The following is a 12,601-nucleotide window of genomic DNA, read 5'->3' as shown; positions in this document are numbered from 1 at the left end:
ATCCGTGTTCCATCCTCCAAACAAATCAGCAATCGTTAATCTTCAATTCACTTCGTTTTCTCTTTCATCATAATGATCATAAGCGAAGATTGCTTCGCCAGTTCGCTGTCGCTCGTGTCCTCCTTCTTCGGAATGACAAGCGAGTGGAAAGGGAGTTTTAATTAAAGCAAAAGAAACCCCCATAATAAAAATCTGTGAAAATCAGTTTCATCAGTTTCATCCGTGTTCCATCCTCCAAACAAATAAAAAAGCGTTAATCTTCAATTCACTTCGTTTTCTCTTTCATCATAATAGAAATAAGCGAAGATTCCTCCTTCGTCGGAATGACAGACTGAATGATTAATGATTACTCGTTTTATCATTTATCATAATGATCATAAGCGAAGATTCCTCCTTCGTCGGAATGACAAGCGAGTGGAAAGGAATAGTGGTTAATCGAAGCCATGAGTAACTCCCTAATAAAAATCCGTGAAAATCCGTTTCATCAATTAAATCCGTGTTCCATCCTCCAAAATAATCAAAAATCAGCAATCGTTAATCATTCTGCTTGTTATTACGTTTTGTGGAGATTGCTTCGCCAGTTCGCTGTCGCTCGTGTCCTCCTGCGTCGGAATGACAAGACAACGAAAAGAATTGTGGTTATTTCAAAGTAGCATAAACCCAAAACAAGCATCCGCGTAAATCTTTATCATCCGTAAAATCCGTGTTTCTTCCTTCAGAGAAAAGTCAAAAATCAATATTCCATCCACCAAAAAAATAAAAAACCTTCCCAAACAAATACGCATCAAATTATAACTAAAATAATATAACCTTCATTTTTTTTCTTAAAATGACCTTGCACTTCATCGTATAAAAAGGTATTTTATCGAATAGTGAAATTTAGCTTAACAAGCTATTAACAAATTTCACTATATTCACTGTCTTAATTTAAAACCAATTTTTTTATTATGATTAAATACTACAATTCGTTGAGTTGGCGTTTGGGGACGCGACTCAAAACTCGAGAACCGGGCGTGTTGGGCAAAGATCCAACAGACACGCCCTATTCCACGAAAAGTTCGTGGCTAAAATGTTTAACTTTGTGCTTGCTGTTTTTAACAGGAGCTTTAGGATTTTCACAAACGATTACCATTGGGACTGGAACGGCAACCCAATCAAACTTACCAATTGTAAGTTGTTATGATTATAGCTATTCTCAACAGATTTACACCTCTGCGCAATTAACGCAAGCAGGAACTATTGAGAAAATTAGATTTTATTATAATGCAGGTGCATCAATTGAAAACTGGAGTAATTGGACGGTTTATATGGCTCATACCGCTAAAACAACCTTTACTACTACTACGGATTGGGTTCCGTTAGCGAGTTTAACTCAGGTGTTTTCTGGAACGATTAATCCAGTTGCAGGAAACTGGTTTGATTTAATCTTAAATACTCCTTTTGCATATAATGGAACGAGTAATTTAATTGTGGCCGTTGATGAAAACTCATCAGGCTATTATTGTTCAGCAAGCTTTAGATCTTTTACAAGTGGAGCGAATACAGGTATTTACTATAGACGTGATGGTACAGATGTAGATCCTGCTGCACCGCCTACTGCAACTGGCAGAACGGCTTCTCTAGCTCAAATGCAAGTTGTTTTTCCTTCTGCTACAGTTCCAAACTGTGCTATAACTCATGTGCCTGCAGCTTCTGCTACAGGAGTGCCTACAAATGCTTCATTAACATGGGCAGATGGTGGTGCAGGGCCAACAAGTTATGATGTGTATTTTGGTACAGCAACAAATCCTGCATTAGTAGGAAATCAAACAGGAACTACTTATACCCCTAGTATATTAGCTCCAAATACTACTTATTACTGGAAAGTTGTGCCTAAAAACGCAAATGGGTCAGCAACGGGCTGTATTGAGCGTTCTTTTACTACTGGAACTGGTTTGGCCTATTGTACGCCTTCTTCTAGTAGTGCTTCAACGTATATCAATAATTTTTCTACCACATTAGGTACAACTAATATTTCAAATTTAGCTTCAGGATATACAACTACAGGATATCAGAGTAATTTTTCTGGTGCCGCAGTAACTTCCTATGCTACAGGTTCCTTTAATTTTACTATGGATGTAGTAGGTGGAACGCTGGGTGCAGCTATTTGGGTAGATTGGAACGCCAATGGTGTTTTTGATGCTGCTGAAAGAGTTTTTGTAACTTCTGGTTACGGTAACGGTCCTTATTCGGGAACGATTGCGGTTCCGTTAGGAACAGCTAATGGCGATTACAGATTAAGAGCTATGGTAGATTATAATGCTAGTGCACCTTCTGATCCATGTATGACAGTAAGTACAAGAACTGAAACAGAAGATTATAAAGTAACCGTTAGTGCTCCACCAGCATGTGTTAGTCCATCGGCGTTAACTTCATCAGCAATAACGAATGATAGTGCTACTATTTCATGGTCAGCATCTGTAAGTGCGCCTTCTGGTGGATACGATTATTATTATGATACAACAAATACTGCTCCAACGAGTGGCACAACACCTAGTGGAAATGTGGGTGCAGGTATAACTACTGTAAATTTATCAGGTTTAACAAGTAATACACAATATTACTATTGGGTTCGTGCCAATTGTGCAGGTTCTGGAACAAGTACATGGTCACCGGGCGGTAGTTTTACAACAGCTTGTGATAGTCTTACTTCTTTCCCTTGGACAGAAAATTTCGAATCTGTAACAGCTCCAAACTTGCCAAACTGTTGGTCGCAAAATGATGCGAATGCAGATAATGATAAATGGATAACGTATACAACCTATGGTGTTGGTTCCTCAATTGCGGCAGGTTTATATACTGACTATAATTCAGGAGCTAATAATGATTATTTAATCTTGCCTAGAATGACCTTAACAGGAAATCAAAGATTAAAGTTTTTTGTTAGTGCACGTTCTACAAGTGAGCCAAATGATTATAGAGTGGTATTATCTACAACAGGAAATCAACCTGCGGATTTTACTAACGTTATTAAACCGCTTACAACTGTTTCATCCGATGTGATGACTGAAATTGCTCCAATAGATATGTCTGCTTATTCAGGCGATGTTTATATTGCAGTTCATGTTCCATCTGGAGGTTTAGATGGTTATTATTTATATGTAGATAATTTTACGGTAGAAGATAATCCATCTTGTATTACTCCATCTGGTTTAACCGTTGCTTTTTCATCTTCTACGAGTGCAGACCTTTCATGGGTTGCTCCAGGAATTGCTCCAGCAGTGGGTTATGAGTGGGCATTTACCACCTCAATAACACCACCTGCTTCAGGTACTGCAACAACAGGTTTAACTGCAACTATTGGTTCGTTACTTCCTGCAACAACGTATTATTTACATGTACGTTCCGTTTGTATTACAGGAGTTGATAACAGTACGTGGACTACTTCTGCTGGATTTGTTCCGCCAGTTGTAACGGCTGTACCTTGGACTGAAGGTTTTGCAACTACTACCTTACCGGCTCAATGGACTAACAATTCTTTTACTGTTGGTTCATCTACTGGTGCTGGTGGAAATCCAGGTAACACTATTTATAAAAACCTTTATAGTTATGCAACTACAGGTAATTTTAGTACACCTAACTTAGGAACTGTTGCTGCAAATCAATTGTTTTCATTTGATTATCGTTTAGCTAACTATAGTTCACCATATGATGCACCCGCTTCGGGTTCAGGTAATGTTATAGTAGAAGTTTCTACCAATTATGGTGCTACTTATGCCACGTTAGAAACAATTACGAATGATGGTGTAGCAGGTTGGAGAACAAAATCTTACAGTATGGCTGCTTATGCAGGTCAAAATGTGAAATTTAGAATTACAGGAAACGTGATTTTAGATGAAGATTATTATTTAGCATTTGACAACTTCGCTGTAACTGCTTTATGTGAAGGAACGCCAACCGGAGGAACAGTCAATGTTACTTCGCAATCGGTTTGTTCTGGATTCCCAGTTGCACCAATTACGGTGACTGGAGCTACTATTGCTGCAGGAATTACTTTCCAATGGGAAGAATCTATCGATGCAGGTTCAACTTGGGCTAATGCCACAGATGGAACAGGAGCAACGACATTAACCTATCAACCACCTGCATTTGCGGGAACGACTATTTTATACCGGTTAAAGGTAACCTGTACGAATTCTAGTCAAGTGGCTTATTCTACTAATTCAGAAATCAATAGCAACCCTAGAGCGGTACCGTTCATGGAAAACTTTGATGTGATTGAAAATTTAGCAGGATGGAGTACTATTGGATTTGGAGTAGGTACTGCTCGTGGAGCGATAGGTAATCCAGGAAACAATGCTTATGCTAATATATTTACAAGTACACCCAAGAATATAGCTACGGCTAGCTATGGAGCAATTGTGGCTGGTCAGGCATTAGTGTTTGACTATCAGTTTTCTAATTATTCTTCACCTTTTGCCTCTCCAGCTAGTGGATCAGGAACGCTAGTTGTTTCTGTGAGTACAGATTGTGGAGCAACATTTACGGTGTTACAAACAATCGCAAATGATGGTATTAGTGGTTATAAAAACAAAGTTATTTCGTTAGGAGCTTATGTTGGTCAAAACGTTTTAATTGATTTTACTGGTAATCGAACGCTAGGTGATTGGGATTTATCAATTGATAATGTTGGAATTTTGGTTCCAGCACCAATTGTTAACTTGTTAGACCCAATTTCTGTATGTGAAGACAGTGAAAGCCTTGTTACTATTACAGGTGATTTCTTTAATAACGTTTCTAGTGTTAAAATAGGTTCTACCGATACTGTATTTACAGTTGTAGATATCAATACGATTACATTTACAGTGCCAATTGGAGCAACTACAGGTCAGGTATCTGTAACTACACCAGGCGGAACAGCTACTAGTGCAGGAAACTTAACGGTTTACCCTTTCCCAGCGAATGGTCCAATTACAGGTCCAGACGATAAAGTATGTTCTAATGGAACATTACAATTATCGCCAGGTGGAGCAGGAGCAGATTGGGCTTCTTCAAATGAAGGTGTGGCTACGGTAGACGGAAACGGATTAGTAACAGGAGTAAGTGCTGGTTTAGCAACTATTTCCTTTACAATCACCGACTTTGGTTGTGCATCTGTACAAACGTATGACGTGGAAGTTTTTGATGCTGTTGTTATTACATCACAGCCTCCATTTACTTCTTCAATCCAAACAGGTACTTCAGGAACAATTTCTGTTACTGCTACTGGTTCTGGATTAGCATACCAATGGTACACGTATGATGCTGATAATGACGTTTATGTCGCTTTATCAAATGGTGCCGATTTTAGTGGTGTTGATTCTTCAACATTATCTATTATTGATGCACCTGAAACCTTAGATGGTTCAGAATATTACTGTGAAGTTTCAGGTTCTGCACCTTGTGAATCTGTAACTTCAGGTAGTACCATAATTTCTGTAGGTTCTACAGCAATTGTAAGTTCTCCACAAAGTGAGTCAATATGTACTTCAGGTACAGCAGTATTCACTGTAGTAACTTCAGGAGATGTTGATACTTATGTATGGTATGAGGATATTGGTTTAGGATTCACTCCACTTGGAGATTCTGAGTCTGGACTTACTTTTTCAGGTGACGGGACTCCAACCTTGACTGTTTCTGGAATTACGTTTGCAAATAATAATACTAGATATTATGTTGAAGTAAACGGACCAGCAAATACAGTAAATTCTGAATTAGCTTATATTTATGTTAGCACCCCACCAGTAGTAGATACTGTTTCACCAACTTCTGCAATTAATTGTTTAGCTGGAGGTTCTACTAATTTTGTGGCAACTACTTCTGGTTCTGTAGATGGATATACCTATTTATATTCAACTACTGGGAATCCAGGAACTTTTGCACCAATTGCAAATGGTACGCCAGCTGGAGCAACTTATAATACATCGGTTGCAGGAACTTTAGGTGTTACTACTTCACCAGCTACACCAGCAGGTGTTTATTACTACCAAGTTGTAGCAAATGGTACAGCACCTTGTGCGGCTTCTAATGCTGTAGGATTTACAGTTGAAGTTGCTAACCCTACCATTTCAGGACAACCTGCTAATGCAACAGCTTTAAAAGGAAATTCAGCTACTTTTACAGTGGTGAGTCCAACGGTTGGTGCTACATACAAATGGCAACGTGCCACTACTTTAGCTGGTACGTATTCTGATGTAGTCAATTCAACTCCAGCAGGAGTAACTTACTCAGGAACAACTACTGCAACTTTAACCGTTTCTACTTCTGCGGCAACAGCAACAGGTTCAGGTAATTTCTACCGTGCGGTAGTGGCTTATCCTGCAGCATGTACTGTTAATTCTACAGGAGCTCGATTAACGGTAACTGATTACTGTGCTTCTGTTCCAACAAGTAATGATGGTGCAGGAATTTCAAATGTTACTATTGGTAGTACTAGTTTCCCAATTGCGGATGTGATGTATGCTAATAATAGTGGAACGCCAGTAAATGCTACACAATCTACAAATGTTAATTTCCAAGTAACTTTTGCAACTGGATATACTTACGATAGTCATATCTGGATTGATTTTAACGACGATGGTGATTTTATTGATGCAGGGGAATTGGTTAAGTCAGGAGTTTCTCTTGGTTCTAATCCAACTACATTAGATTTATCTTTTGTTATGCCTTTGTCTGCTCCAGTTGGAGTACATCGTGTAAGGTTAGGTACTGCTGACTCTGGTCAAGCAACGCCAAATCCATGTTATTCGGGTACTTATGGGGTTACTTTAGACTTTGCAATTAATGTATTGGCAGCACCAGCTTGTGCTGGAACGCCAACTGCAGGAACTGCAACAGCATCAGTAACTGACATTTGTGTTTCTGGAACAACTACATTAAGTGTTTCAGGATATACTACGGGTGTAACAGGAATTAGTTACCAATGGTATGAAGGAGCAACTGCTATTGTAGGTGCCACAAATCCTACCTATACTTCAGGAACTATTTCTGCTAACACTACTTTTTATTGTAAAGTAACTTGTGCTAACAGTGGCTTGTCTGCAAATACCAATACGGTTGCAATCAATGTAAATTCTCCTTCTGTTGACAGCACAGTTGCTGCTAGCAGATGTGGAACCGGTACTGTTGATTTATCAGCTACACCTTCCGCTGGAGCAACAATTAGTTGGTATGCAGACGCTACAGGTGGTGCTCCACTTGCTACAGGTGCTTCCTTTACTACTCCAAGTATTTCTACTACAACTAATTATTATGTAGACGCAAGTATTGGTGGTACTAGTTCAAATGCTGGTAGAGTTGCTCCTGGAGCATCTGATACTGGTTCAACATTCACTGATTGGGGAATTGTATTTGATGTTTTAGTGCCATTAAAGTTGGAGTCAGTTGACTTATATGCTACAACTGGAGGTACTGTTAATATTAAAATTATGAATTCTGCTTTAACAACGGAACTTTTCTCAACAGGAAATGTAACGGTTGTTGCAGGAGGAACTACTACTCCAAATGTTATTCCGTTGAATTTTAATATGGTACCCGGTACTGGTTATAGAATCTTAGTGAAGTCTTATACAGGAGCAAATTTAGTGAGATCTTCTTCTGCTAATACTTTCCCATATAATTCTACGAATTTAAATGTTACTTCATCAGAATGGGGAGGTACTACAACTGGATCTTATTATTATTTCTATAATTTAAAATCAACAACAGGATGTGCGTCGCCTAGAACAATGGTAACAGCTACTGTAACGGCACCACCTGCCTTAACATTGAGTGCTTCAAGTGCTACAATTTGTTCAGGTAATTCAACTACGGTTAACGTAAGTTCAACCGTGGGTGATTATGATACGTATACTTGGTCACCAATGACTGGTGTTTCTGGTTCTGCGGTAGCAGGTTATACCTTTAACCCTACAGCTACGACAAGTTATACGTTAACAGCTTCTAATACTGCTAGTGGTTGTGTGAATCTAGCTAGTTTTGCGGTTAATGTTGACCCATTGCCTGCAGCTATAATTACACCGGCAACGAGTTCAGTTTGTGCAAATGGAAGTCCAGTATTATTGACTGCTTCTTCCACTTCATCTGGAGCTGTAGTGATTGGAACAGGAACTAATCTAAATGACCAGTATGCTTATCCTTCACCATTTTCAAATTGGTATGGCGGTGCGAAACATCAAATGCTTTACAGAGCTTCAGAGTTGACAGCTTTAGGCTTTGTTTCAGGGGATATTATCTCTGGATTGGCTATCAATGTTAACTCTGTAGCAAGTGGTTTCTCTGGTAGCTTAACTGGATTCAGTGTGGCTATGGGGCATACAGCTTCTAATGTGTTGACTTCTTCTTCGTTTATTGGAAGTTTAACAGTAGTTAGAACAGCTTCGACCTTAACAGTGCCAACTTCTGGTTTCCCAGCGAATGTAAATGTTCCTTTAACATCGACCTTTATATGGAATGGTACCAGTAATATTGTTATTCAAACATCTTATAGTACTAACAATGGAGGTTCAGGTGCTGTAATTACTGCAAATTCTAACCCCGGTTTTGTAAGCACAAACTGGTATAGAGCAGATAGCCAGTCTGTAGCAAATGTATTATCAGCAGGCACGCCAACAGGTTCTTCAAATGATAGACCTAATATCGTGTTGACTAAGTCAAGTGTATTTAATTATACTTGGGCTCCAACTACTGGATTATTTACAGATGCAGCAATGTCTATCCCATATACGGGAGGTGTTTCTGCTACTGTGTATGCCAGACCAGGAGAAACAACAGCCTATGTTGCTACAGCAACAAATCCTAGTACAGGATGTTTTGCTGCTACTACTTCCGCTAACGTTATTGTAGTACCAGCAACTATTTGGTATGCAGATGCAGATGGTGATGGTTATGGAAATGATGCTATTACTATTTCAACTTGTGATCAACCTGCTGGATATGTTGCCATTGCTGGCGATTGTAATGATGCCGTAGCTTCTATCAACCCAGGAGCAACCGAGATTTGTTATGATGGTATTGACCAAAACTGTAATGGAAGCACAACAGATGGTTGTCCTGTTATTACAGCAACATTACGTGCGGAGAATTGCGGAGAATTATTAACGTCGCTTAATCAAGCTGTTAGAGGAAACTCCTATTCGCAATCAATTCCAAATGGAGTTACTGTGACGGGTTACCGATTTAGAATAACGAATTTAATAACCAATGCGGTTCGTATTGTAGATCGTTCTAACTATATTCTTCAATTAACTTATACTGATTTTGCAGAATACAATACGCCTTATTCAGTAGAAGTAGCTCTTCGATTAAACCAAGAGTGGATGGAAGTTTATGGTGCTCCTTGTACAATTACTACACCAGGAGTTCCAAACACGGTTTTAACGTCAACTTCATGTGGGGCAACATTAGTACAAATGAATAACATCATTCGTGCAGTTGTCGTGCCTTCAGCATTAAACTATGAATATAATGTAGCTTTAATTGAAGGTGGTTTACCAGTAGCAACAACAACATTAGTTCGTTCAGGCGAATCATTTAACTTGTTACAATTAACAGGTATTCCAATTAAATTTGGAGCAGAGTATAGCGTAACAATCCGCGTTCAAGTTCCAACTTCAAGTGGCCCACAATGGTCTGCAGTAGCTGGAGCAGCTTGTTCGGTATTTACACCGTTTGCCCAAGAAGCTTCTATTGAAGGTTGTGGTGGAGAAAATGGAATTACACCTGCCAACTTAAACACAGTAGTGTATGCTTCTCCAGTTGGTGGAGCGACACAATACCGTTTTACGTTAACAGACGGATTGGCTTATAGCCAAGTGTACACAACTCCTTCACGTTTCTTTAAATTGAGTAATTTTAATGCTTTATCTCCATTAACAGCAGGCGGAACTTATTCTGTAACTGTAGAAGTAGAGATTTATGGCAACTATTACGCTGGTAAAGATTGTAATATTTTAGTTCCTGGAGGTGTTGGAAGACCAATCACACCAATTACTAGAACTACAGTTGGAACAGAAACGCTAATGGGCGAATTCAAAGCAGTGGCTTATCCAAACCCATTTGCAAATAACTTTGCGATTAACCTACGTTCAAACAGCACTACTCCAGTTAGCATTGCTATCTATGATATGGCTGGAAGATTGTTAGAAGCTCGCGAATTTAAATTCGACCAATTAACAACACAACAATTAGGAGATCGTTATCCTGCTGGCGTTTACAGTGTAATCGTTACGCAAGAGCAACAAACTCAAACCATTCGAGTTGTTAAACAATAATTCCATTGAACTTTAGTTCAATCCTAAAGCCCCCGAGCAATCGGGGGTTTTTTTATGCTCAAATCGGATATAAGTTTTTAAGGAATAAGTTTAACTCATAAAAAAACTTTACTTTTGAAAAAATATTTGATTACCTATGCAAGTTCCAAAATCAGAAGATTGGTTGTTTGAAATTTCGGCAACGAAAAAAGCAATCAATTTTAATATCAAAGAATTATGGCATTATAGAGATTTACTTCTTTTATTTGTCAAACGTGATATAGTTACGTTTTATAAACAAACAATTTTAGGGCCTGTTTGGTTTGTGATTCAACCCTTAATTACCTCTGTAATTCAATTTGTTATTTTTAGTAAAATTGCATCGATTCCTTCTGATGGTATTCCTTATTTTTTATTTGTACTAGCAGGAAATATTCTTTGGTTTTATTTTTCAGATTGTTTAAAAGCAACTTCTGAGACTTTTACCGCCAATCAAAATATATTTGGAAAAGTCTATTTTCCTAGAATCATCATGCCCTTAAAAGTTGCGGTCTCCAATTTGATTAAATTCGGTATTCAGTTTGTTTTCTTTTTGATTGTTTTGGCCTATTATGTTTCACAAGGGGCTCCAATACATATAACAGCGTATGTGCTTTTTTTACCATTACTACTTTTGATAATTGCGTTTATTGCTTTAGGAGCGGGGATGCTTATTTCTTCGTTAACGGTAAAATATAGAGATCTAAATTTTGTAATTACATTTGGAATATCGCTCTTTATGTATATCACACCAATTGTTTATCCTACCTCTTTAGTATTAGAAAAAGCTGACCCAAAATACCACCAATTAATTTATATGAATCCACTCACCGGACTCTTTGATTTTTTTAAATATGCCTTTTTAGGGTCGGGTAATATCGATTGGGGAGCGATACTGTATTCGGTTATTTTTTCGATAGTGATTTTGTTTTTCGGTTTGCTCGTTTTTACTAAAACAGAAAAAAGTTTTATCGATGTTATTTAATTTAGAAAAAAACGTATGAGCCAAGTTATTTTAAAAGTAGAAAACATCTCCAAACAATACCGTTTAGGGAAAATTGGAACAGGAACGTTGAGCCACGACCTCAATAGATGGTGGCATACCATTCGTGGGAAAGAAGACCCATATTTGAAAGTAGGAGAAGTAAATGATAGAAGCGTTAAAGGCTCTAATCAATATGTTTGGGCATTAAAAGATATAAATTTTGAAGTCAAAGAAGGCGAAGTTTTAGGTATCATCGGAAAAAACGGAGCTGGTAAATCGACATTGTTAAAAATTTTGTCCCGCGTTACTTCGCCCACAACAGGCAATATTAAGACTAAAGGAAGAATAGCAAGTCTACTCGAAGTTGGTACTGGTTTTCATCCTGAAATGACTGGTCGTGAAAATATTTATCTCAATGGTGCCATTTTAGGAATGACAAAAAAAGAAATTACTTCCAAAATAGATGAAATTATCGATTTTTCGGGTTGTGAACGCTATATCGATACGCCGACAAAACGCTATAGTAGCGGAATGACCGTGCGTCTAGCCTTTGCCGTAGCGGCTCACTTGGAACCCGAAATTTTAGTAGTTGATGAGGTCTTAGCCGTTGGAGATGCTGAATTTCAAAAGAAAGCCATCGGAAAAATGCAAGATATTTCTAAAACACAGGGAAGAACGGTTTTGTTTGTGAGTCATAACATGGCGGCAGTTAAAAGCCTATGTACCAGAGGAATTGTCTTAGAAAATGGTGGAATTACTTTTACAGGAAATAGTGATGATGCGATTAATTATTATTTAGAAAACTCATACAAAAAGAGTGAAATTAAAGTTAGCGATAGACAAGATAGAAAAGGCAATCAAAAATTAACGGTTCAAGATATTTATGCTAAAAATAAAGATGGGGTAAAAGTAGGAGAGGTTCACAGTGGTGAATCTTATCAACTCCATTTTGATTATATTAAGAGGGGTGAAATTGACCCTAAACAGTTTACAGTTGTAGTTCAATTGAAAAATGAATCGGATGAATTAGTAACAACAATTGCTACAGATGAATTGGGTACACAATTTTATGAAGTGAAAGAAAAAGGAAGCATTGTAATTGATATTCCTCGTTTACAATTCAGAGAAGGACGTTATTCAGTTGTATTTATGATTAGTGAAAAATTAGCTTTTAATACACCACATCAAACGATTGATTTTTTACAGGATGCTTATACGTTAAACGTGATTCGAGGTGATTATTGGAAATCGGGACTACTGAATAGACCCAAAGGCTTTATACAAGAAGCGTCCATAGAATTAATTTAAT

At 38.0% G+C, this 12,601-nt stretch carries 4 protein-coding genes; 3 read left to right on the top strand and 1 reads right to left on the bottom strand.

Features of this window, described 5'->3' with window-relative positions; genetic code table 11:
• Positions 1-42 precede the first annotated feature (42 nt).
• Complete coding sequence (locus PHR76_RS07900) at positions 43-183, bottom strand: hypothetical protein (protein ID WP_300060650.1); 141 nt, start codon at positions 181-183, stop codon at positions 43-45.
• Positions 184-947: 764 nt separating this feature from the next.
• Between PHR76_RS07900 and PHR76_RS07895 the strand changes: the two genes are divergently transcribed.
• The 3 genes from PHR76_RS07895 to PHR76_RS07885 all read left to right on the top strand — a co-directional run bounded on the left by PHR76_RS07895 (position 948) and on the right by PHR76_RS07885 (position 12,600).
• The gene (locus PHR76_RS07895; protein ID WP_300060647.1) at positions 948-10,289 is read left to right on the top strand and encodes a GEVED domain-containing protein; all 9,342 of its coding nucleotides are present in this window, start codon (positions 948-950) and stop codon (positions 10,287-10,289) included.
• Between the two features lie 136 nt (positions 10,290-10,425).
• Positions 10,426-11,292 carry an ABC transporter permease gene (locus tag PHR76_RS07890; RefSeq protein WP_300060644.1) on the top strand — a complete coding sequence of 289 codons (867 nt, stop codon included), beginning with the start codon at positions 10,426-10,428 and terminating at the stop codon, positions 11,290-11,292.
• A 15-nt stretch (positions 11,293-11,307) separates the two neighbouring features.
• Positions 11,308-12,600, top strand: coding sequence for an ABC transporter ATP-binding protein (locus PHR76_RS07885; RefSeq protein ID WP_300060641.1), 1,293 nt, complete (start codon positions 11,308-11,310; stop codon positions 12,598-12,600).
• Position 12,601 lies beyond the last annotated feature (1 nt).

The sequence above is a fragment of the Flavobacterium sp. genome, from assembly GCF_028689845.1.
In the GTDB taxonomy this organism is placed as follows: domain Bacteria; phylum Bacteroidota; class Bacteroidia; order Flavobacteriales; family Flavobacteriaceae; genus Flavobacterium.
This window is presented reverse-complemented; position numbering and strand designations above follow the sequence as displayed.

Excerpts from the sequence above, each read along its gene's own strand:
- PHR76_RS07900 (WP_300060650.1), bottom strand. The coding sequence starts at position 183 with ATGGGGGTTTCTTTTGCTTTAATTAAAACTCCCTTTCCACTCGCTTGT.
- PHR76_RS07895 (WP_300060647.1), top strand. The coding sequence starts at position 948 with ATGATTAAATACTACAATTCGTTGAGTTGGCGTTTGGGGACGCGACTC.
- PHR76_RS07890 (WP_300060644.1), top strand. The coding sequence starts at position 10,426 with ATGCAAGTTCCAAAATCAGAAGATTGGTTGTTTGAAATTTCGGCAACG.
- PHR76_RS07885 (WP_300060641.1), top strand. The coding sequence starts at position 11,308 with ATGAGCCAAGTTATTTTAAAAGTAGAAAACATCTCCAAACAATACCGT.